Origin of the sequence: Salinibacillus kushneri (genome assembly GCF_900111405.1) — a bacterium.
GTDB classification, from domain to species: Bacteria; Bacillota; Bacilli; order Bacillales; family Alkalibacillaceae; genus Salinibacillus; species Salinibacillus kushneri.
On record NZ_FOHJ01000006.1, the window covers coordinates 141,818 to 165,078 of the forward strand.

The window sequence follows — 23,261 nt, forward strand, 5'->3', positions numbered from 1 at the left end:
TTATCTTCATTCTACAACAAATTAAGTTGAATTTCATACAAACGACAAAATCTCTATAAACTAGCGGTTTATAAAACCGATTTTCAAAAATTCGACAGACCTTTAGGCAATGCTCGGACATAAAAAATGCCTAGTACGCTAACTAGACATTTTAGGAGAGAAGATATTCGGCAACCTTAGGGACAAAAATAATCATACCTATAAAAGCGGCCAGTAATGCCGATATCAATACTGCAGCTGCTGCTATATCTTTTGCTTTACCGGCTACTTCATGAAAATGGGGAAACATATAGTCAATGATGGTTTCAATGGCAGAGTTAATGATCTCCATGCTTAAAACGAGTCCAATAGAAAACCCGACCCAAAGCCATTCAGAAAGGGTGATTTTCAGTAAAATACCAAATAAAATCACACTGCATGCTATATAGACATGGATACGAAAATTGACTTCTGATATCCAGACGAATCGTAAGCCCCTAAAAGCATACATAAACCCTATTCGTTTTTTACGCTTATTTCCGTTTAAGTCCGAATTCATTTAAATATTCCTCTTGCTTTCCAAACATTTCTTTTTCATCATCCGGTTCCATATGATCATAGCCGAGCAAATGTAAAAAGCCATGTACAGCAAGAAAACCTAATTCTCTTTCAAATGAATGCTCATAATCTTGTGCTTGTTCCGAAATCTTATCAACCGAAATGATGATATCACCAAGGATAAGAGGCAGATTATCTCCTACAATCGCCATCTCTCCTTCTCCTTCATCCTGCATGGCAAAGGAAATGACATCTGTTGCATAATCCTTTCCACGGTAGTCTTTATTAACCTCCTGGATTTTTGCATTGTCCACAAATGTAACAGACATCTCTGCTTGTGCTGATATTTTTTCCTGATCGGCCGAGAACTGTAAGAGGCGCTCTACTAAATTCAAGTGTTCTTTTGTAATCGTATTTGTTTCATCAAATAAGTCAAGTTGCATTTACTTGTCCTCCCTTGCTGCTATTTCCGGATATTTAATACGCGAATGAAAAATTCCCTTTAAAACTTCGCATACCGCTACTTCAATGCTATGTAAATCTTTAAAAGTTAACGGGCTATCATTTAATTGATTATCCATTAGTTTATCATGAATAATGGATTTCACAATCTCTTTTATCTTTTCCATAGATGGTTCATTTATAGATCGGACCGCGGCTTCTACAGAGTCACAAATACAAACAATCGCTGCTTCCTTTGTTTGAGGCTTTGGACCTGGATAACGAAAGGCTGATTCTTCGGTATTCTTATCCCTTTCTTTTGCCTGATAATAAAAATATTTTAATAAACTCTTACCATGGTGCTGTTCAGCAATATCAATTATTTCCTGAGGCATTTTATGTTTCGTTAATAAATGTCCTCCATCATAAGGATGACGAATAATAATGGTAGCACTATCTTCAGGCTTTAAATAATCGTGGGGATTTTTTTCGCCCATTTGATTCTCGATAAAATAGCTTGGATTTACGGTTTTACCTAAATCATGATAATAGGCAGCGACTCTTGCCAGCAATCCATTTGCACCGATTGCCTCACAAGCTGCCTCACTCAAATTGGCCACCATAACACTATGATGATAAGTACCTGGTGCTTCGATTAATATTTTACGTAATAGGGGATGATTCGGGTTGGATAATTGCAATAGTCTCGATTCCGTAAGTATATTTAATCCTGATTCAAAAATAGGTATTAATCCTAATGTTAATACTGAGGACAACAGTGCTGATGCAAAGCCAAAGCCGATCATTGTTAAAAAACTTTTCCATTCCACTTGGCTAAAGGATATAAATTGGAAAAATACTATCATAAAGACATTGACGATTAAAATACCAAGTCCTACTTTTAAAATTTCGCCTCTTTCCTTGAAATTTTGAAACAAATAAATCGCCGTTAATTGTGAGAAGAGCAAATATAAACCCGCTTCAATATTAAGATAACCAGGAATATGGAAATTAAATAATATTGATCCTAAAACAGCATAAATCACACCTAATATGATGGCCATTCGATCATTTACGAGCCACTTTAAAATCATTGCCCCAACCGCTACCGGAACAGCTAAAAACAGTTGCGTATCATTCGCATCAAAATAACTGAATGCCTTCATCATAGTAATGGTACTAGCACTAATTATAAAAATAATGAAAAGGATATGTTTACTGCGAATTTGACTCTTATACCATTCCATAAATAATAAACTGCATAGAATAAAGATGAGAAAAATCAGTCCTATATATGGAAGGACGTTTCTTTCATTCTTCAACACCCCTACCAGCATTAAATCATCATAAATCTCAGTGGTGATCATTTCTCCCTTTTCAACGAGCTTCTCACCAGCCCTGATAATGACAGGGTCCACATTACCAGCAGCTCTTTGTCTTGCTTCAGCTGTTTCTTCTGCATCAAAAAAAGAATTTTCCACGATGATAAACCTGGCTATTTCGTTAAGAGCTGTTTTTACAGGGTCCTGAAATTCTGAATACATAATACGGCGATTCATTTCGATAAGCTTTTGATTTAAATTGGTACTTCGAACGCCAGATTCCATAATGGTGCGAATCTCGTCATTCATAAATGTACGAGCAGTGGAACGATCTTCCTGTTCCATTTCCAAAATGATAGACAGATTTGTTGAATTCACATTTTGTAAAATTTCATTAGATAAAAGAGACTCATAATCCATTAAAAGTTGAGCTTCATCTTTTGATGATTCTTTTTCAGTATTTTGCTGCTCTTCTATATTTTGATTAACACGTCCGGCTGCATCAAATATTTCATTGATATATTCCAGACGTTCTTCTGTAATATTCTCAGATATGGAGTATTGCTCTTCAACGGCTTGTACAGACTGTTGAATTTTGGCCTCTGTTTCCTGCTGATCTTCTACTGTAACAGGTGAATATATCGTTTCTTTTGCTTCCGTAAAGCGTTCAATTTCATAAGATTGAGGTTGAACATTCGAAGAGGCCATCACAAAGAAGAATAATCCTATTGACATAACACATACCAGCATCCAGACAAACGAATGATGCTTGTATCCCTTTTCCCTTATATTCCTTATGAACTTTTTTCTCATATTCCCCTACTCCCATTAACGAAAGCTTTTTGATATAGAAATAAGACCCTAAACAATGGGTCTTACTTACTCGTTTTATCCTGGTCTTCATAAGCATCAATGATTTTCTGAACCAATGGATGCCTTACTACATCAGACTGATTTAAGTAGGTAAAAGCAATTCCTTTTACATGTAGTAAACGTTCTTCAGCCACCTTTAGTCCAGATATTACACCCTTTGGTAAATCAATCTGGGTAATATCTCCATTAATGATCATCTTAGAACCAAATCCCAGCCGTGTTAAAAACATTTTCATTTGTTCTGGCGTTGTATTTTGTGCCTCATCTAAAATCACAAACGCATCATCAAGAGTTCTTCCACGCATATAAGCTAAAGGTGCCACTTCAATGGTTCCTCTTTCCATAAGTCGAACGGTATGTTCGGCACCCATAATATCATGTAAGGCATCGTATAATGGCCGCAAATACGGGTCTACTTTTTCCTTCAAATCACCTGGCAGAAACCCTAAACTTTCTCCAGCTTCTACAGCTGGTCGTGTTAAAATCACGCGCTTTACCACACCATTTCGTAATGCTTGTACAGCCATAACAACAGCCAAATAAGTTTTTCCGGTACCTGCAGGGCCAATCCCAAATACCATATCATTCGTCTTTATAGAAGAGATATATTCTCTTTGTCCTAATGTTTTAACACGGATCGATTTTCCTTTCGCGTTCTTCGTTAAAACATCCTCAAATAATGCTTCAAAGTGTGCAATTTCACCAGACTTCGCTAATTCGATTCCATAAATAACATCACGTTCAGATATGGTAATGCCCTTTCGGATAATATGAAGGATAGCGTGAAGTACTTCCTCGACAATTTTTACATGTTTTTCATGTCCTGAAACCTGAACTGTTTGTCCACGCGTAACAATGGTAACAGGCAGAAATTCTTCTATTTGCTTTAAGTTCCGGTCCTCTGTTCCGAATAATGATAAAGCTTCATCAGGGGAAGCAAGCTCTATATCAATTGTTTTCAAATCTTCTTGCATATTCTATTCTCCTTGATTTATTGGTTGGGGTTTTGCAATATTTTCCCTAACTGTAAATAATAACTCTAGTCTAACTTTACCATTCCCGACAGATTGGTGCAAAATTTCCTCATCAATAATTTCTGCATCATGATTAGTATGCCTTTTTATTTCTCTTTTCGCTTGTGCAATTCCTTCTGATATTGCTTCTTCTTTACTTCTTTCTCCTCTTGTCGTTTCCTTTTCAAATATAGTATCCTTTTGAACCGAAAACGGTAATTTAAGATTTAAAAAATGTAATGGCTTTTCACTCCTTTCAGTATGAGTATCAGCAAAATCAGGGGGAAAGAAATCCCATATTGGAAGGGTGAAATTTCCGATATTTAACTTGTAATGTTCATCTTTTTCTCCTGTTAAGGTCTGGTGTTCATAAGATAGAGGTACGGTTGTCTCCGTTGTATACCATGTTTCGGCGAAGACCTCCCCTTCTGCATGTATACCTATTTTGTTCTTTTCTTCCTCAGCTTTTTCACTTTCACTGTTTTCGTTTCCAACCCCTTCCCGTATTAAACCAGATACGAGGATATCCCCTTTTTTCACCTTCTGATAAACAGTTACTTGTGGATCTCCTTTTTCCACTAGCATTTCCAAAATAACTCCAGCTTTACTCGCTACAAGATTCTGAGGACGATTTTCATGGTCATCATTGGCTTGTGATTTTTCAACACCTTGTACAATATAAGTTGTCCCTTTTTGCTCGATACCAATCCACATAACATCCTGAAGCTCATTTGTTATATTACGTTCAATATCATCTACGGATTGAAAGCTGAATTTAAATACTCCCTGCTTTAATCCGTATTCATCCAATCTTTCCCGGATTTTATATTCTATCTCTGGAGATACACCCACAATTTTGACCTGCCACACCATATTGGAAAGGACCAAAATGAAAAACAAAGCTAAAAAGATTCCTATAATAAGAGGCTTACGAATCTTTAGGTGTGCAAGCCAAAAAGGAAATCCATATTTTTCTTTAAAGGAAATTTTATATCCCATTTGTCTTCGTATCTGTTTCAAACTTGAAAGGCTTCCTACATATACCTTGAATTCAAAGGTATTCTCGTCCAATTTTCGAATATCCCATATTGAAATATTCTCGTGCATACACCGATTAAGAAAAAGCTCCGGTTTCCTGCCATTTACATGTATCGTTATGTATCCTTTAAAAAACTGACCCTGTTTATCCTTCATATAATCGCTCCTTAAAGACGCTTATGATAATCCTTTCTAAACTCTGCCTTTATGAATCCTCGAGATATTGAACCTCACGAATTTTACCTTCAACGATAATTTCTTCCTGCAGCATCGTCTTCAGGACAAAATTTTCACCTTTAACTCGTACATAGCCTTGCTTCATTCTCAAAAGGATTTCATTTTCTGAAAATGTTACGAGGCCATGATGATTTTCAATATATGCATGAATTTGACCTATAGTTGTAATTCTTGGTAAATCCAATAAAACGTCCTCTGGCAAGTTAAAATAATTTACAACCCATTGTTTTAATTGACCTCGCCACTTCTTCATCTAAACGGCCCCCTCCCTGAATATATATGTATGAAAAAAGCACGGATTGTATCACCACAATCCGTGCTTTAAATAAACATTCAATAATTTTTTCGATATTGATTTGGCCGATATGGTTTATGAGCTCTGGGAGGTCCTAAAACTTCACTCATAATGATGCTTTCAGCCAATCGTTTCTGGTTGAATTGCTCTTTCATGGAAATGGGACTCTTTATTGGATTGGAAGTCCTCCGTTTTTTAGCTGAAAGAGAATTCGGCTGAAGTTTTTGAGCTTCTCGATTTTGCGTTATATCATCATTCATATAAACTGGATGATCCTGATTCTTCCCATAGTCTTCTCGTTCGGAAACATCCTCACTCTGACGATTTTGGTCAGATTCCTTTATAGGAGAAGGACTATGGCTAACCGTTGGATCTGGGCCAGATGGGGTTGGAGAAGGTTTTGCAACAGGCTTTGATTTATTATCCTCGCGTCCTGTCAAGAAACTAATTATCCCAAAAATGATGGCAGCAATGATAGCGATTATATCCATAGTATCCCCCCTAACTTTCCATTATTCTTTCGATTTTCCAGTATCTTCATCTTCCTGCTCACTAAGTTTACTAATCATATCACGCATATCGGTATCAGCCATAATATTCTTTAAATTTTGGTAATCCATAACACCGATATTACCAGAACGTAATGCCTCTGCCATGGCTTGTGGAACTTCTGCCTCAGCTTCGACCACTTTCGCTTGCATTTCTTGTACACGGGCAGCCATTTCTTGTTCTTTCGCAACCGCCATTGCACGACGTTCCTCAGCTTTAGCCTGGGCAATATTTTTATCCGCTTCAGCTTGGTCAGTTTGTAGGGAAGCCCCAATGTTTTTGCCGATATCAATATCTGCAATATCAATAGATAGAATTTCAAATGCGGTACCTGCATCGAGTCCCTTTGTTAAAACGGTTTGTGAAATGGAATCCGGGTTTTCCAACACCTTTGTATGATGATCTGAGCTACCAATCGTGGAAACAATTCCTTCACCAACACGGGCTATAACAGTATCTTCACCTGCACCACCTACAAGTCGGTCAATATTGGCACGAACAGTAATTCTTGCTTTTGCCTTTACTTCAATTCCGTCCATTGCAATACCGGCAATAAATGGTGTTTCAATAACCTTAGGATTTACGCTCATTTGCACTGCATCCAGTACATCACGGCCGGCTAAGTCTATGGCCGCACAACGTTCAAAGCTTAACTCAATATTGGCTCTTTGTGCAGCAATAAGTGCATTTACCACACGGTCTACATTACCACCAGCTAAATAGTGACTTTCTAACTGGTTGGTATTAACATTTACACCAGCTTTATGTGCCTTAATCAATGGATTAATGACTTTTCTAGGCACAACCCGACGTAAACGCATTCCTACTAAAGAAAAAATATTAATTCTTACACCTGCTGCTATCGCACTAATCCAGAGTGTTACTGGAATAAATGTAAATAATACGATAATAGCAATGATAATAATACCAACAATAAGGATTGGCATTAAATCTAATAGTTCCATACCGATTTCCTCCTTAATTGATTACATTTTCTCTCACTACAATTCGAGAGCCTTCAACCTTCACAATTTTAACATTTTTATCCTTTCCAATATACCCTCCCTCTGAAATAACATCCATTCTCTCATTCTCAAAAATAGCAGTTCCTGCAGGCCTGAGCGGAGTTAGAGTTGTACCTTTCAGGCCAATTAACTCAAGCCGGTTTTCAGTGGAAACGTATCCTTGTTCCTTAGTAGTAGCATCACTTAAAATGATGTTTCTGAAAATACCTTTTTCAAGACCAACTCTTTTAAATAAAATGACTGAAGCAATGATGGAAACGAGTAAGGCAATCGCAATACTTATGCCCATTTGCCCGGCATCGGCACCAGACATAAATAAGGAGGCAATAATAGCTATAACACCAACGATTCCTAATATCCCGCCAGGAACAAACAGCTCCAGTACGATACAAATCAGACCAACTACTAATAAAATAATTGCTTCCATTCCAGCCAGTCCGGCAATCATATGGCCATAAAAGAATAGGATTAATGAAAGAATTCCAATAGATCCCGGTATACCAAATCCCGGAGAGTATAATTCTACAATTAAACCTAAACTTGCCAGCGATAGAAGGATGGGTACCACAACTGGATTAGTAATGAATCTTGCTATGTGTTCAGCAGCTGTAGGTTCAATAGTTTCCACCGTTGCATTTTGCAGATTTAATAAACTTAAGAGTTCCGTACGATCCTCTGCAACTCCCTCGGCGTATTCAACCTCTACCGCTTCATTGGCTCTGAGGGTTAAAAATTCTCCTTCAGGTGCACGATATTCCGGTAAATCAACCGATGAATCAGCCATCGCTCTTGCATAGAGGGGATTTCTTCCATTATGTTCAGCAGCTGCGGTCATATCTGCAATCCACGCTGATTGAGCCTTTTTATCAGCAGCTGTACCATCTGAATTAATCACCCCGGAGGCGCCCATTGTAGCAGTAGGCTTCATATAAATTTGATCTGCATTCAATGCGATGTATGAGCCCGCTGATAAAGCTTCATTTAATACATAGGCAGTATTTGGGATTTCAAGATCTAATAAAATATCTGAAATTTTACCTGCTGCATCAACAGCACCTCCAGGAGTATTAACTTCAAAGATGATATGATCTGCGCCATTTTCATTTGCCTGTTTTATACTTCTCTGAAGAAAAGCAGCCAAACCACGTTCAACTTCATTTTCTACCGGAACAATATAAACTAAATCTCCTTGTCCCGCAGTTTCTCCAGATGAATGTTGAAATGGAACAAAGAGAAACAGGATTCCTATAAACATGAACAGGCTCTTTTTCCATATATTTTTCGACACCTCTTCCCCTCCTTTCTCTCCCTCATATAAAATTTACGATTATTATGTATACATGGTTTCAAAATATGCCATAAAAGATATGTATAAAAAACCACTTATCAACAATAATGATAAATGTCTATTCCTCAAACATAGAGTATAAAAAAAGGCTGCCATAGGCAACCTTTTTTATTCCGACCTCATATCTTGAGAACAAAAATTCTTTTAATCATTTTGATTTAAGATAAATATTGCATAACGAGTTTATTTACTTTTGAGCCGTCAGCTTTACCTTTTACTTTCGGCATTAAAGCTCCCATTACTTTTCCCATATCGGATTTTGATTCAGCTCCGACAGCCTTTATTGTATCTTCAACCAATTCAGCTAATTCTTCATCAGATAACTGTTCAGGCATATATTTTTGCAACACACTTAGCTCATCATTGATTTTTTCAACTAAGTCATCTCGGCCGGCACTCTTGAATTCTTGGAGGGAATCATTTCTTTGCTTTAACTCGCGCGATAAAACAGACAGTTCCTCTTCTTCTGTCAATTGGTCTTTTCCCAATTTTATCGCTTCATTTTGAATGGAAGCTTTCACCATTCGGATAACACTTAGTGCTTGTTTATCCTTACTTTTCATTGCTTCTTTCATATCATGATTAAGACGTTCAAGCAAAGTCACTTATTTACACCCTCTTTATCTTTTACGCTTCCTTGCTGCCTCTGATTTCTTTTTTCTTCTTACGCTTGGCTTTTCATAAAATTCACGCTTACGGTACTCTGATAAAGTTCCGCTTTTTGAAACCGAGCGTTTAAAGCGACGAAGTGCATCTTCAAGAGACTCATTTTTACGTACGCGAGTATTTGACATGCTTTTTTCCCTCCCTCCAACTACACAAACAGATCATGATATGTACCGAGTGATACACATCTTCTTGTATTATATTAGAATATATCTCTATGGTCAACTTTATCTTCTATAAATTGACTATGGTTACGAATAAAAAAAAGGCATGAATGTCCAACTTGTCCATAGAATATATTGAGGTGAACTTAATTGGAAAGTATCGTAACCATGTTTATTGTTTATATTTGGATTTTTTTATTTGGGCTATTTATTTTAAAAACGGGTATCCAGCAGATTTCCTATCAAAAAATGAAAAAATGGTTAATGAAATATACCTCAAACCCAATAAAAGGATTTATAATAGGTGTGGTGATGACCGCTATATTACAAAGCAGTTCTACCACAATCGTTATTATCGTAAGTTTAACTTCTTTAGGTTTACTTTCATTTCCGAGTGCTATTGCGATTATACTGGGGGCTAATGTAGGCACCACTCTTACTGCAGAAATTCTTTCTTTTTCTAATTTCGGGCTCATGTGGATTCTATTAATTAGCGGTTTTATTTTTTTATGTATCCATAAACAGCTTATTTTTTCCATTGGATGCATGTTATTTGGTTTAGGGACCATCTTTACTGCCTTATATGGGTTTGAAAGTTTAGTAGAGCCTATTCGTCAAACTCCTTATATAGAAGAAGGTTTATATGACATTAGTAGAGAGACATCGTATAGTGTGTTATTCGGAATGTTAGTTACGGGTGTAACACAATCCTCAAGCGCGTTTACAGGCATGGTTATGAGCTTTATGAATCAGGATCTATTATCTCTTTCAAGTGCGATTGCTATGATTCTTGGTGCTAACATTGGGACATGTTTTACAGCCCTGCTGGCTTCTATAGGAAGTAAAATAGAAGCAAAATGGACAGCCTATGCTCATATATGGATTAATGTTTTAGGTGTTCTATTTTTCATTCCGTTCATCAATTGGTTAGGTGATTTTGTAAGCAGTCTCTCTACTATTCCAGGAAGACAACTGGCTCACGCATCAGTTATATTTAATCTTATCATCAGCTGCTTCTTCCTTCCATTTATCAAACCACTGGCCGCATTTATTAAAATGACAAGCAGAAAGGCATAGATGAGAATCTTCATAAGCATAATACACAAAATTTGAACGTTTGAATTCTATAAAGATGATATTTTATTTCCCAAATGACAATCTAACATGGAAGGAAAACTAAAAAGCCCCTGTTTTGTACTGCAGTCCAAAAGGTAGAGCAAAAATATAACTTTTGGGCTGCTTTCATTTTTAAACAAGGGCCTTTTCAATCGTATTTTATTGATTTAATAAGCTTCTTTTCCAACTCCACCTGTCACAATGGAAACTCCTGCGCTTGCACCAATACGTGTGGCACCTGCTTCTATCATATCATTGGTGGCTTTACCATCACGAACTCCACCTGAAGCTTTTACTCCTATATCAGAACCTACTGTTTTGCGCATTAATTCTACATCTTCAACAGTAGCTCCACCACCAGAGAAACCGGTGGATGTTTTTACGAAATCAGCACCTGCTTCTTTTGCGATTTCACATGCCAGTACTTTTTCATCATTAGAAAGTAAGGATGTTTCTATAATAACTTTTATAAGCGCTTTTCCTTTTGCCTCATTTACAACTGCTTGAATATCATCTTTCACCGTTTTACGATCACCATCTTTAAGTGCACCAACATTGATTACCATATCCACTTCTTCTGCTCCATTTTCTATAGCATCTTTCGTTTCAAATGCTTTAACTGCAGAAGTAGTTGCGCCTAACGGAAAACCAATAACCGTACACACTTTGACTGGTGTATCCCTTAATTTTTCATAACAATAAGAGACCCAATAGGGATTTATGCAAACGGAAGCGAATTCATAATCGGCCGCTTCATCACAAATCTGGTCAATTTTCTCTTTTTGTGTTTCCGGCTTTAACAGTGTGTGATCAATTTTTTTGGCTAATTCTTTGTTCATATCTTTCACCTACTTCATTTGATGTTAATGTACCCCTTTATCATATCATTCCCTATTTGATAATGCTATGTATGATTGTTCTTATACAACATAAAAGGATGCCTTGTTTTTAAGACATCCATCTAGGTGGTGTGTTTTTATCGTAATAAATTTCACCGATGTTATGATGGTTTTCAAAATCATCGTCTTTCAAATGATAATGGAAATTAAACCAGTATCCATCATGAGGACGATTTTCACGTCTAACATGAAACCGGGCTATATCTGTATTCGTCCGTACATCATACAAATTAAAAATCTTTTCTCCATATCCCGTTATTTCGTCTTCTGAAATGCCATAATATAGAACTTCATCACGGTTTGCATCATCTAAAATATGTGTAATCACCTTTTCCAGGTTCGGGAGGATTTCTGTTGTAAATTCATCCTCTACTTGATTCATAATTTTTGGCCCCAGTTTAGCCTTCGTCTGATTTTTAGCGATTTCAGTCAGTGCTGTAAGAGTTGTATTATCATGTTCAACTCTATCTGCATCTAACTCCGCTACACCTAAGTTTTCATTAAATTCTATAGCTGTATGATTATTGGAACTTACGCTGTTGTCATTTGGTTTAGTTGTTGAAGAATCAATCTCTTCACTTTCTGCTGCATTTGCATCAATCAATGCTGGGGGTGTGTACATCCCTAGAGTTAAAATGGTTATAGAAATTAATAAAATCTTTTTTATCCCGGGTTTCATCGATATTTCCCCTTTACCATTTCCTACTTATCATTTTACCATGATTGATAGAAATGTCTATGAAACCCTTGTGAAATATTTATTACATTTTCTTTTCAAAAACTATGGAGTTTTGCTTATACCTTCTAAACCATTTTTCTCTTGAAATAGAGAAGTCCACCTGTGAAGAAAATGAGAAAACTGCCACCAACTACCCCCAAAACCTGTTCCCATGGGATAAAGAATACAGCATCTGTTCCTCCCCCAATATACATCATTAAAAAGGGCTGTCCCCATGGATAAATCGGTCCGAATGTTTCCGAATTCACTGCAAGGATTGCTGGCAACGTACCAATAACATTGACAGTAAATGGAGCGGCAAAACTTTTCCATATCATTGACATCCATAACTGCAAAGCAACTAACGGAAAGGTAGCTATCCACCCGCCAAATATACTTTTCCACACAATCTGCATCGGAAATGGATCTTGTACTCCTTTAATGAGTCCAGCTGTATAAAGAGACGCTAAGAATAACAATTGAATAAAAAACACAAGCCCCATTAACAGTATGAATTTTGCCATATACACACGTCCTCTTGTTACAGGTAAAGATAATAACTGTTTCCAGCCCCCCTCCTGATGTTCATATCTACAGATGAATCCAGCGAGGACACCTGTAACAAGCGGCAAAAATAAAAGGGCATAGGTTAATGTCATCATCATGAAAATAAAATACCATTTATTTAGCTCTCCATTTTCTGCTGCTATATTTGAATTGAGTCCTGTGAAAAGTCCTACTAGAGGACCTGCCAGAATTATGAATATTATTTTTGATTTTCTAAGCTTATACCATTCAGATTGAATGATAGAAAAAAGCATGTTATTTCACATCCCTTCTGGCAAAATCAAGCATTCCACCTATATATAATAGAAGCCCAATACCAATTCCAAGCCAAACATTGATCACTGGTTCATTCCAGCCGTTATTTAAGGACGGCCACTTCCAAATCACCCAATCTGGTAATACATAGGAAGAATACGTTAAAATCGTTCCTAAAACCCCAACTGTAATAGGAATACCCTGATTTGTACTAACAGTTGCAATCCATAAATGAAGTGCCAGCACAGGTAGTCCAGCAAAAAAAGGATAGAAGCTATCTTTCAGTAATTCTATCCATGGAATCTGTTCTCCTAAGTTCAGAAAGATTCCGAAACTGAGGGTGAATACAGCTAATAGAATCGATGAAACAAACAATAAACCTGCCAGTACTGTAAATTTCGATAAGTATACACTTAATTTTGAGACAGGAAGGGCTAGAAGCTGTTTCCATGCGTTCGTTTCATTTTCCACACTGGCTATAAATGAAGTTAAAATCACAATGCCTAATACTAGTGCCAGTGGAGTAAAGACAGTTATATTCCCTAAATAATGACCCCAATTATCTTCACTTTGCTGGAGCAAATAATCCTTGCGCAAACCATAATTCACCATTTGTAAAGCAACAACTCCAAAGGGTCCTAAAAAGGTTAAAAACCAAAACCCTTTTCGTTTCATTTTCATAAAATCAACCTGTAATAGCCTTCTGATCATTTGACATCCTCCTTTGATGTCATTTGAAGGAAAATATCCTCCAATGATCGTTTTTCCTCTTCAACACGATAAATAGAAAAGCCGTCATGGACTAAAGAATTGACCACTTCCGCTACATCCTCATCAGATTGATCATCCAGATAAATGAGCCCATCTTTATAATCAACCTGTTTTCCCTTTGTTAATAAGGATTGATAAGCTCTATGGCTATTACTTGATTTCAGGCTGATTTTTATTTGTGCGTGCTCCCGCATCGTCTCTATTGTGTCCTGAAATATCATTTTTCCCCTAGAGATAATCCCTACAGAAGTAGCAATCTGATCAATTTCCGATAATAAATGGCTTGATATTAAAACAGTCATACCGTATTCAGATGGAAGCCTTTTAATTAAATCCCGTATTTCAATGATTCCGGATGGATCAAGTCCATTCGTTGGCTCATCTAAAATCAATAATTGAGGTTCATTTAACAGAGAGGCTGCAATAACTAATCTCTGCTTCATCCCAAGCGAGTATCCTTTCACTTTTTTATGTGCAACATCGGTCAATCTTACCGTTTCTAACACTTCATATATACGCTTTTTAGGTACCCCTAAAATTTTTCGCAAAGCTTCCAAATTTTCATATGCTGTTAGATGCGGATAATAGGAAGGATTTTCAACAAGAGAACCTACCTTTTTCAATATCGAAATCTTCTCTTTAGTTAAATCCTGATTAAATATGTGAATGGATCCCGATGTAGGTTTCATAAGTCCCAAAAGCATCCGTATCGTTGTTGTTTTTCCTGCTCCATTCGGTCCTAAGAAACCATAAACTTCTCCTTTTGGTATTTTTAATTCTAAATTCTTCACTGCTGTTTCATTTCCAAATCGTTTTGATAAACCTTTCGTCTCCACCATATAATTCATTAACCTCACCTCATCACTCATAATAGACAAATAAGGTTAAAATTAAATAGGACTAAAGGTTAAAATTTGTTTAAAAAGGACAAAGAATAGAGATGGATTTTTTCATAGCACTCAAATTGTTTCCAAAACAAAAAAGCCTACATAACAATTGTGAATGTAAGCTTTATAAGGGAAATCCCCTATTAAAACAGTATTTTTTCAGGATTACCTTTCCTTATTTTTTCGTTTAATTTTAATTACTGTACCTGTATTGTCTGAATTTAACTCCATTTCAATATCCATTTTCCGCACCATAAGATCCACAATAGATAGTCCAATTCCCGCTCCTTTTTCATTAGAGGTATTAGACATTCCTCTCCCATGATCTACTATAACAATAGCATCAAATTCTTCTGTTGATTCTGATTTTACCGAAAGGAATTTTCCACTTTTTGCATGTCGTAATACATTCTGCAGTACATTATCCAGGATTCTATCCATCCAAAGGGGATCTATCTTCCACTTATTTTCTTCAAAAGGGGAGAGTTCCACCTCGATTTCGAATCCTTCTTTTTCAAAGAGTGGATACCATGAAGCCAGAGATGTACGTACCTGACGGATGATATCAACTTCTTCTGGATTGAACTTTAATTTGCTGGCTGTAAGTAACGTATAAGACATCAAGTTCTCAATTAACCGGTCCAAATTTTTCATCGATTCTTCCGTGATTTTGACTGCTCTCTCTCCCTGATATGACAAATCTTCTTTTGAAATGGTGTATAGATGAGCTCTCATTTTCGTTAAAGGGGTACGTAAATCATGAGATAAATTAGCGATTAATTCCCGGCGCAGTTGCTCTTCCTCCTGTTCCCGATGTTTACTTTTTCGCAGTTCAGCAACCATTTGGTTAAACGTTTTTTCCAAGCTGCCAATCTCATCATTCTTTTTTACATCAATAGAGACAGGAAGTTGATCAGCATCCCGGATTTCCATAGCTTCCTGTAAATCGACTAACCGTTTTCGAATTCCTCTAAAAAATAATATAGAAATAAAAATAAACAAAATGATAATCAATAAGGCAAAAATAGATACAGTCTTCTCTCCTACTACATTATCCTCGTATAACGCAGATCTAGGGAGCTCAAAGACAATAAAACCATGTTCTTGTCTGTCTCCAACAAAGGCAATCACCGTAAAAGGGTCATCATCATAACGATCTTTAATAAATTGCGCTGTAAAGGAAGGAGTCCAATTCCTTGGTAACTCTTCTGTCACATCAAGTTTTGCTGCCAATTTACCATTAGCGTCTATCCAAAACATTGATGATTCTGGATACTTTTGTTTCCATCCCTCGAAATGATCCAAAATTCTTTTATCAGTTGGCCCATCTAAATGATTGGCTTCCTCATGCCACCTTTTCTCAATAGTATTGGCCTTATGTATATTTTCCTCTTGATTACCAGTGTATAAGAAAAGAACTGGTATAAGAAAGCCGATTTGCATAATAAATAGAGCGGTGAAGATTATTAAAATATATTTTGCCAGTAAGGATTTGAAGAACTTTTTCATTTTTTCACCCTATATCCTATACCACGAATGGTTTCAATAATTACAGGCTTTGCCGGATCCTTCTCGAGCTTTTCTCTTAAATAACGAATATGTACCATTAGCGTTTTGTCACCTTCTAAAAAATCTTCACCCCAAACCGCTTCATATATTTGTTCTTTTGTTAAGATTTGATTTAGATGGCGGAGAAAATATTGAAAAAGATGATACTGCTTCCCCGTTAATAAAATTTCTGTGCCGGTTTCTCGATTGAAAATTTGCAAGTCTTTGGTGTTAATGGTTAAATGTTGAATGTCGATTCGCTCATCACTTTTGGAAAAACGTCTTAATAGAACTTCGATACGGGCAGAAAGTTCATCAGGATGAAAAGGTTTTGTTACATAATCATCAGCAAACCTTAGACCTTCAATTTTATCCTCAATAGCTGTACGAGCAGAAAGCATTAAAATAGGTAAAGTCTGTTTTGCATGTTTAATGCGTTTTCCTAATGAAAATCCATCTAAACCTGGCAACATAACATCCAAAATGACAAGATCAACATTTGATAAGTATGAATCAACTCCTTCTCCAGACTGGTTCCATTCAACCTCATATCCTTTTTCCTGCAGATTCTTTGTAACCCATTTTCCAATATCCACTTCATCTTCTATGTACAACAATCGAACCATATTCACTCTTCCCTTTTTGTTGTTTCCTCAATTCTTCTATTCCTTGAATCTATTGTATCTCCTCCATCTCTTTATTGTAAGACAGAGATTCATTGGATGTTTCACATGATATAAAAAATGGACCCATTAAGGATCCATTTTCATTCAGGTTGTTAACGATACAAAAGGAGTATCTAAGAATATTCGGATCGCAGCAGTCCCATAATAACTGTATCATAATAATGGCCATCCACATATTCATTTTCCTTCAATCGACCCTCAATCCGAAAGCCACATTTTTGATAAGCTCGTATCGCTCGCTCATTTCCACTCCATGTATCCAGTTGAATTCGCCGTAAATTTAGGTTGTAAAATAAATGACGAATAAGTACTTTAAGGATATCTGTACCATACCCTTTATTCCAGTAGTCCTTTTCTCCAATGGATAGCCCAATAGTTGCTGTTCTGGTAACCATATTGACATCTCGGTAATCACATTTTCCAATATGTTTACAATCTTCTAATGTATACACGGAAAAAACACAACCATCTTGTTCATTAACTGAAGTCAGATTTTTTTCATAAAAAGCTTCCAGCGTTTCTAATGGTGTATTGTTGTATAAATAAAAATTAGAGCCTGACGCTAAATAAGCGAACTCCTCATCATTTCTCCATTTATATTGATTGACTAAATCTGATTTTGTTACCGGTCTAAGTTCTATTCTTTTCCCCTTTAACAATGTGATGCCTGCCTTTCATAACATTTTTCTCTAAAGCGTATTTGACTTCTCCAACTGTCTCTAATTGATTGGGCTTAGCCATAAGACATCACACCTTTCTATATATTGAAGTTATTATACCATATTTTTAAAATTGTATGACATATTCATCAAACTTTATAAACCTTTATAAGTAAGAAAGCATATTAAGGTCCCATCACTTTTACGTTCATACTAGGCTTTAATCAAACACACCAATTATAATCACGATCCTTTAAGATTATTTATTCATACTTGTACCAAAGCTTTGTATAATCCACCCATCCCCAAGCATTTATGTGTATCCCTTGTAGATTCCTTGAATAAATCGCAAATTGTTGTAACCGATATAAATGAATAAATCCGTATTCCCTACAGATCTGAGCTTCTAATTCCTTAAAAGAATTTAAAAGATTATATTCACTTTTTGATTGTATCAATATGTCAATTTCGTTAAGGAAACTATCAGATAGAAATTGTCTTATTAAACTATGATTTCCTTTGAAAGCTGATAGATATGTGTAAAACAAGTTTTCATCAATTAGCTGTTCTCCTAGTACCATATCCGCTTTATCAACTAACCTCTGCTGGTGTAATTCTTTGTAAGGTAAAAAGTGAACAGAGACCTCAATTCCCATTTGGCTGCACAGTTCCTTTTGTATCCAGTTCACATCACTTTCATTTCCTGCACCATAATAAGTAAATAGACGTAAACACTCACCATTGTAGCAGCTCCTTTTAAGACAATGCTCTGCGATTGAAAAATCACGAGTTAAAGCATTCTTATCTTCCAATTCATAAACCATTCGGAAAGCTGGAACAAACCTACAAAGGGACGAGTGTGATAGTAATTTTTGAATGCTTCCAATTTCAGTTTCTCGTTATTATTTTCCCTGACCTGATATGGACCTGTACCAATAGGAAGGAAATGAAAATTTTTTATTTGATCATTTGGAACAACGCTTCCACCTAAAGAAGCTACCAAATGAAGAAAGTAAGGCGTTGAAGTTTCTAGTTCAAATTGTACCGTATATTTGTTTAATGGAATTACTTTTTTTATTAAAGATGTTATCCAATGATAAACTGACCCATTATATCGATGTCTTTGAAAGCTGTAACAAACATCATCAGCAGTCATTTCATTACCGTGATGGAAATATACATCCTTTCTTAAATAAAAAATCCATTTAGTATAGTTACATTCATGGCGCCAATGGTGTACCAACCCGGGAAGATGTTTATTCGTTTCTTCATCATAGGTTACTAGTTGATTAAATATATGTCTCATTATATGGTTTTCTGTTCGTCGATTAATTAAAGCTGGATCTAGTACCGGTAGTGTTCGATAGGAAGGAAACTGCAACCGGTCAATATCATCCGTTTTCCTTTGAGTTTCCTCATGCAACAAAGAATAAAATATCCAATCTATGAATTCATGTTGCATTTTTCGGTTATGCGTAAACTTTCTTAATAAACTGATTAAACAGGCATTTATCCTTATAATTAATTGTTTCTTATTTTAACAATATCCTATAAGACGCTTATAGCCTTATGCTTTAAGGTTAAGCATGAGGTGATGAAGTTGTATTTACCACTCTTGAGAAATAAAAATATCCTTTATTTTTTACTGGGCGGAGGAATTTCAAGATTAGGGGATGCGTTAACAGGTATGGCTTTTTTGTTTCTTGCCTATGACCTTACAGGCTCCACCGTACATACGACTGGCATGGCTATTGTAGAAACCGTCCCCTATCTATTGTTTGGTTTAATCGGTGGAGTGATGGCTGATTGGCTGTCACGAAAACCATTATTGATTGTGCTGGATATCATACGAATCCCCTTAGTCTTATCTATTTTCGTGCTTGATCACTTACATTTACTAACGTATAGTCATTTACTTATTGTAAGTTTCTTCATTCAAACTTTAGGTTGTTTTTTCAATCCAACACATCGAGCGGTTTTACCGATTATTACAGATACAGAAGAAAGAGCTGCAGCTAACAGTTTTAATGATACGTTAGGACGGGGAGTGACCATTTTAAGTCCGATTATATCTCTTTGGTTGTTATCCTATGGTGCGATTTATTTTTTTGTTGTAGATGCCTTAACATATGCAATAAGTGTCTTTTGCCTATTCCAATTCACCGAGCAGATAGCACCGGTTAAAAAATCAGTTAAAGGGGTTTTTCTTGCTATTAGAGACTTTTTTGCCTGGACAAGACAGCAAAAAGCGATTCAAACCTTATTTGTCTTCACGTTTATCGTGGTATTCTTCAATACATGGGTATGGGAGGTAGGAATTTTACTAGCATTAAATGAAATGACAACAAATAGTGAAGAATTATACAGTATTCTTCAAGGGGTTTTTGGAGGAACTGTGATTGTAACCAATCTCATACTACCTTACTTCATTAAAAAAATGAATCTTAAAATCTATGTATTCGGATCCTTAGTTTGGGGACTTGGTGTTAGTTATTATGGAATCCTTTATCAAATGGAACATTTCTTTATTGGTATCATACTGGTTGGAATAGGTCTGCCCATAGCCAGTCTGACCAGAGTCTATCTGCTTCAAGCACTCGTTCCTGAACATAAATTAGGCCGAGCATTCAGCTCCAATGCCTTCCTTCTTTATTTATCAAACACCCTATCTTTACTTATGTTTGGGGTACTAGTTTTAATATTTCCAGTACAATGGCTTATGATTGGGAGTGGTCTTTCCATTTTCATGTTTAGCCTGTTATGTTTAGCGATTTTTACGATAAGACAGACGAAATTCACTCGGCGTTTTTCCATAAACCCTTTTAAATAGCTGGTTATAAGAAGAGATATTTCGAAAGCCAACTTTAAGTGCTATAGATAGTATGGAATCATCTGTATAACGTAACCATTCTTGTGTCTTAAGTAATCGGTATATTTGCAACCAGGAGTAAGGTGATAAGCCTGTCTCTTTTTTAAACAAATGGGCAAATTGATATTTATTTACACCGGCCAGGATAGCCATATCATCAAGTGTCCATTCCATATCATAACTTTGTTTTAAGGCATCCACAACATCTTCTAAAACACTTGGGAGATGAATGGATGGCAATACTTGTTGATGTGTGCCTGTTCCATACTGAAGCATTAATAATGCTAGCTGAATCATGCTGTTATCCAAAAATAATTCCTGTGTATTTAAAGAGGTGTCTACACGATGATTAAAATATGTTTTCATGAAAGAAACCCAACTGGATAGTTGTTGATTTTTAGAGGCGACAAATGCAAACTCAGGATCTATTGGCACCATCCCTAATTGATCAGCCATTTCTTTTAGCAAGGAATAATTTACTTCAACAAGGAATTTTTCATCCGTTACATGAAGCTGTTTGTGCTCAATCTTTGGATTCAATATTAGAAAATGATTAGTATCAAGCGTAATGTCACCCTGGTTGCGTGACTGAAAAACACTCTTTCCATAACCCGAAAAAATAAACTTATATGAATCGTCACTTCTCCAGTTTCGTTCACCTAAATGATCATTTCGCATGAGAAGTAGGCCGTTTTGATGTTCAACAATCATCATGAGAGTCCCCTTTGCCTTTTATATTGTGAATGCAAAATTATAAAAATACATTTTAAGTTTACATGAAAACAGTAGACCCACAAAGGTTCAAACAGCTAGTTATCGTTTAAGATTTCTTTGAAATAAAGCAAGCATACCACTAGCAGGCATGCTTGCTTTTTCATGGATTTTAACTTCCAGCAACGTCACGCTTTGTAAAAAATAACCATGACAAGAGTAAAAATACTGCATAATAAACAAGTAACACGGTAATCGAAAAGCCTAAAGACATTCCTTCTATCAATGAAGTGTTTCCATTTGCATATTGGCTTAAATCTGTATTAGCAAATAGAATATACTTGGACCATGAACGTTCTGCAAAAAAGAGGACAATTTGATTGCCGGCCATCATAAGAAAAATCGCTAATCCAATCGCAATCGTGCTATTTCGAAATACAGAAGAAATCATAAATGCGAAAGTAGCCATCATTACCAGATTCACAAGTTTATAACCATACCCAGTGATGATCTCATTAATAACCGAAACATACGCTAATCCATCACCCTGGTCTAATACAACTTTAGGATCTATACCTTCAATCCCAAAGAAAAGAGCCCCGATAATCCATGAAAATACTAAAACAAATACTAGGGTAAATAGCGCAAATAATAGTACTGTTATATATTTCGACAACAGAATTTTTGTCCTTGTAATTGGGCGAATCAGTAATAATTTAATTGTTCCCCATCTAAACTCATTTGCAACAATACCGGCCGCAACAATAATTGTTAACAAACTTACAACAGATAGAAGCATTTCATTTTCCATCACAAACTGCCATGCCCCATAGCTTACCGGCTGAATATCCTGTTCTAAATAATAATTGTTTTTTTCAATTTGTGCCGTATTCATACCTTGAAATGCCTCTTTATCTTCCATTTCCTGCGTTAACTCTTTATTTTCTTCCTGTAAAACCTCGCGCCAGTTTTCCTGCTCGTATTGTTCTCCAAGATTACCAACTGAATTCGAGACTATCGCTATTCCAAGTATGATAACACCTAAAACAATATACATAATCTTCGATGATTTTTGTATGTATAGTTTTTTCAGTTCATTATAAATCAGATGAAATAAGTTACTCAATTGTATTCTCCCCTATCAAGTCAAAAAATTTATCTTCTAAAGTAGATTTCGATACACTTACCTGAAAGATAGATACCTCATGTGATACGAGGAATTTAATTAGCTCTGGTATCTTTTCTTTGTCCCACTTAAAAGTAAGGCTTCCATTTTGGTGTACAACATCCATTTCATAGTCTTTTTTCAACAGTTCTAATGCTTTATCCGCTGGGGAAACCTCCATACTTACCTCGCTATGTTGATTAGTGTTCGTGGATGAGTCATTTACCGCTTGTGTAGCAACAAGTTCCCCATTTTTAAGGACACCAATTCGATCACACATCAGTTCAACTTCAGTTAATAAATGACTGGACACAATAACTGCTACATCCTCTTCCTCTGCTAATTTTCGAATATACTGGCGGATTTCCCGTATACCAGCTGGATCCAGTCCATTTGTGGGTTCATCCAAAATTAAGACAGACGGACGATGCAATAGAGCTTGTGCAATACCCAAGCGTTGACGCATACCTAACGAATATTTTCCTACTTTTTCATTCAACGCATTCTCAAGGCCTACAATATGTATCGCCTCTTTTATGCGTTCTTTCGTTATCCCTGGAATCATACGTGCATAATGATCTATATTTTGTGCCCCGGTCATAAAAGGGTACATTTCAGGATTTTCTACAATGGCTCCTACCTCTCGAACCGCTTTTTTATAGTCTGTTTTAATACTTTTTCCGAGAATTCGGACATCACCATCAGTTAGCTGCATTAAACCGACCATCATCCGAATTGTAGTTGTTTTTCCCGCTCCATTCGGACCAATAAAGCCAAACACTTCCCCCTTGTTAATGGAGAAAGACAGGCCTTTAATAATTTCCTTATTGCCTATTGTCTTTTTTACATTAATGAGTTCCATAGCTGCGTCTGTCATCTCACAGTCCTCCAATATTAATGAT

The 23,261-nt window shown here is 36.2% G+C and carries 26 protein-coding genes; 2 read left to right on the forward strand and 24 right to left on the reverse strand.

The window, feature by feature from the left end:
- Positions 1–151: 151 nt before the first annotated feature.
- From BMX63_RS10415 to rpsU, 11 genes are all read right to left on the reverse strand, one after another.
- The gene (locus tag BMX63_RS10415; RefSeq protein WP_093135112.1) at positions 152–538 is read right to left on the reverse strand and encodes a diacylglycerol kinase family protein; all 387 of its coding nucleotides are present in this window, start codon (positions 536–538) and stop codon (positions 152–154) included.
- The gene (gene ybeY, locus BMX63_RS10420) at positions 513–980 is read right to left on the reverse strand and encodes an rRNA maturation RNase YbeY (protein WP_093135115.1); all 468 of its coding nucleotides are present in this window, start codon (positions 978–980) and stop codon (positions 513–515) included. The genes BMX63_RS10415 and ybeY overlap by 26 nt, the downstream gene beginning before the upstream one ends.
- Positions 981–3,113 carry an HD family phosphohydrolase gene (locus tag BMX63_RS10425; protein WP_093135117.1) on the reverse strand — a complete coding sequence of 711 codons (2,133 nt, stop codon included), beginning with the start codon at positions 3,111–3,113 and terminating at the stop codon, positions 981–983.
- A 62-nt stretch (positions 3,114–3,175) separates the two neighbouring features.
- Positions 3,176–4,147 (reverse strand): PhoH family protein, encoded by a 972-nt coding sequence (locus tag BMX63_RS10430; protein WP_093135120.1) that lies wholly within the window; start codon positions 4,145–4,147, stop codon positions 3,176–3,178.
- Positions 4,148–4,150: 3 nt separating this feature from the next.
- Positions 4,151–5,380, reverse strand: a complete 1,230-nt coding sequence (gene yqfD / locus BMX63_RS10435; RefSeq protein WP_093135123.1) for a sporulation protein YqfD — start codon at positions 5,378–5,380, stop codon at positions 4,151–4,153.
- Between the two features lie 49 nt (positions 5,381–5,429).
- Positions 5,430–5,714 carry a sporulation protein YqfC gene (gene yqfC / locus BMX63_RS10440; protein ID WP_093135125.1) on the reverse strand — a complete coding sequence of 95 codons (285 nt, stop codon included), beginning with the start codon at positions 5,712–5,714 and terminating at the stop codon, positions 5,430–5,432.
- A gap of 80 nt (positions 5,715–5,794) precedes the next feature.
- Positions 5,795–6,247 (reverse strand): hypothetical protein, encoded by a 453-nt coding sequence (locus tag BMX63_RS10445; protein WP_093135128.1) that lies wholly within the window; start codon positions 6,245–6,247, stop codon positions 5,795–5,797.
- 21 nt (positions 6,248–6,268) lie between these two features.
- Positions 6,269–7,270 (reverse strand): flotillin-like protein FloA, encoded by a 1,002-nt coding sequence (floA, locus tag BMX63_RS10450; protein WP_093135130.1) that lies wholly within the window; start codon positions 7,268–7,270, stop codon positions 6,269–6,271.
- Between the two features lie 13 nt (positions 7,271–7,283).
- The gene (locus tag BMX63_RS10455) at positions 7,284–8,585 is read right to left on the reverse strand and encodes an NfeD family protein (protein WP_093135464.1); all 1,302 of its coding nucleotides are present in this window, start codon (positions 8,583–8,585) and stop codon (positions 7,284–7,286) included.
- A 251-nt stretch (positions 8,586–8,836) separates the two neighbouring features.
- Positions 8,837–9,283 (reverse strand): GatB/YqeY domain-containing protein, encoded by a 447-nt coding sequence (locus tag BMX63_RS10460; RefSeq protein WP_093135133.1) that lies wholly within the window; start codon positions 9,281–9,283, stop codon positions 8,837–8,839.
- Between the two features lie 15 nt (positions 9,284–9,298).
- The gene (gene rpsU, locus BMX63_RS10465) at positions 9,299–9,472 is read right to left on the reverse strand and encodes a 30S ribosomal protein S21 (protein WP_044158196.1); all 174 of its coding nucleotides are present in this window, start codon (positions 9,470–9,472) and stop codon (positions 9,299–9,301) included.
- A 186-nt stretch (positions 9,473–9,658) separates the two neighbouring features.
- Between rpsU and BMX63_RS10470 the strand changes: the two genes are divergently transcribed.
- Positions 9,659–10,585: a Na/Pi symporter gene (locus BMX63_RS10470; protein WP_093135135.1), complete on the forward strand. Its 927-nt coding sequence runs from the start codon at positions 9,659–9,661 to the stop codon at positions 10,583–10,585.
- A gap of 206 nt (positions 10,586–10,791) precedes the next feature.
- Here the strand turns inward: BMX63_RS10470 and deoC are convergent, their stop codons facing one another.
- The 10 genes from deoC to BMX63_RS10520 form a co-directional block, all read right to left on the reverse strand.
- The gene (deoC, locus tag BMX63_RS10475) at positions 10,792–11,463 is read right to left on the reverse strand and encodes a deoxyribose-phosphate aldolase (RefSeq protein ID WP_093135138.1); all 672 of its coding nucleotides are present in this window, start codon (positions 11,461–11,463) and stop codon (positions 10,792–10,794) included.
- Between the two features lie 109 nt (positions 11,464–11,572).
- Positions 11,573–12,202: a YpjP family protein gene (locus BMX63_RS10480; RefSeq protein WP_093135141.1), complete on the reverse strand. Its 630-nt coding sequence runs from the start codon at positions 12,200–12,202 to the stop codon at positions 11,573–11,575.
- A 125-nt stretch (positions 12,203–12,327) separates the two neighbouring features.
- Positions 12,328–13,062, reverse strand: coding sequence for an ABC transporter permease (locus tag BMX63_RS10485; protein WP_093135143.1), 735 nt, complete (start codon positions 13,060–13,062; stop codon positions 12,328–12,330).
- A 1-nt stretch (position 13,063) separates the two neighbouring features.
- The gene (locus tag BMX63_RS10490) at positions 13,064–13,774 is read right to left on the reverse strand and encodes an ABC transporter permease (RefSeq protein WP_093135146.1); all 711 of its coding nucleotides are present in this window, start codon (positions 13,772–13,774) and stop codon (positions 13,064–13,066) included.
- Positions 13,771–14,682, reverse strand: coding sequence for an ABC transporter ATP-binding protein (locus BMX63_RS10495; protein ID WP_093135148.1), 912 nt, complete (start codon positions 14,680–14,682; stop codon positions 13,771–13,773). Before BMX63_RS10495 ends, BMX63_RS10490 begins: the two co-directional genes overlap by 4 nt.
- Positions 14,683–14,886: 204 nt before the next feature.
- A complete protein-coding gene (locus BMX63_RS10500; RefSeq protein ID WP_093135151.1) occupies positions 14,887–16,230 on the reverse strand; it encodes a HAMP domain-containing sensor histidine kinase in 1,344 nt (447 codons plus the stop codon).
- The gene (locus BMX63_RS10505) at positions 16,227–16,895 is read right to left on the reverse strand and encodes a response regulator transcription factor (protein ID WP_093135154.1); all 669 of its coding nucleotides are present in this window, start codon (positions 16,893–16,895) and stop codon (positions 16,227–16,229) included. Before BMX63_RS10505 ends, BMX63_RS10500 begins: the two co-directional genes overlap by 4 nt.
- 173 nt (positions 16,896–17,068) lie before the next feature.
- Complete coding sequence (locus BMX63_RS10510) at positions 17,069–17,614, reverse strand: GNAT family N-acetyltransferase (protein WP_093135157.1); 546 nt, start codon at positions 17,612–17,614, stop codon at positions 17,069–17,071.
- 263 nt (positions 17,615–17,877) lie between these two features.
- Positions 17,878–18,426, reverse strand: coding sequence for a periplasmic substrate-binding domain-containing protein (locus BMX63_RS10515; protein ID WP_177167263.1), 549 nt, complete (start codon positions 18,424–18,426; stop codon positions 17,878–17,880).
- Positions 18,405–19,037 (reverse strand): ABC transporter substrate-binding protein, encoded by a 633-nt coding sequence (locus BMX63_RS10520; protein ID WP_220083827.1) that lies wholly within the window; start codon positions 19,035–19,037, stop codon positions 18,405–18,407. The genes BMX63_RS10515 and BMX63_RS10520 overlap by 22 nt, the downstream gene beginning before the upstream one ends.
- Before the next feature lie 192 nt (positions 19,038–19,229).
- Between BMX63_RS10520 and BMX63_RS10525 the strand changes: the two genes are divergently transcribed.
- Positions 19,230–20,444, forward strand: a complete 1,215-nt coding sequence (locus tag BMX63_RS10525; RefSeq protein ID WP_245732808.1) for an MFS transporter — start codon at positions 19,230–19,232, stop codon at positions 20,442–20,444.
- On the opposite strand, the gene BMX63_RS10530 is transcribed toward BMX63_RS10525, so the two are convergent.
- From BMX63_RS10530 to BMX63_RS10540, 3 genes are all read right to left on the reverse strand, one after another.
- Positions 20,379–21,194 (reverse strand): helix-turn-helix transcriptional regulator, encoded by an 816-nt coding sequence (locus BMX63_RS10530; protein ID WP_177167264.1) that lies wholly within the window; start codon positions 21,192–21,194, stop codon positions 20,379–20,381. The two genes, BMX63_RS10525 and BMX63_RS10530, sit on opposite strands and share 66 nt — an antisense overlap.
- A 172-nt stretch (positions 21,195–21,366) precedes the next feature.
- Positions 21,367–22,320, reverse strand: coding sequence for an ABC transporter permease subunit (locus tag BMX63_RS10535; RefSeq protein ID WP_093135170.1), 954 nt, complete (start codon positions 22,318–22,320; stop codon positions 21,367–21,369).
- A complete protein-coding gene (locus BMX63_RS10540; RefSeq protein ID WP_093135173.1) occupies positions 22,313–23,236 on the reverse strand; it encodes an ABC transporter ATP-binding protein in 924 nt (307 codons plus the stop codon). The genes BMX63_RS10535 and BMX63_RS10540 overlap by 8 nt, the downstream gene beginning before the upstream one ends.
- Between the last annotated feature and the right edge of the window lie 25 nt (positions 23,237–23,261).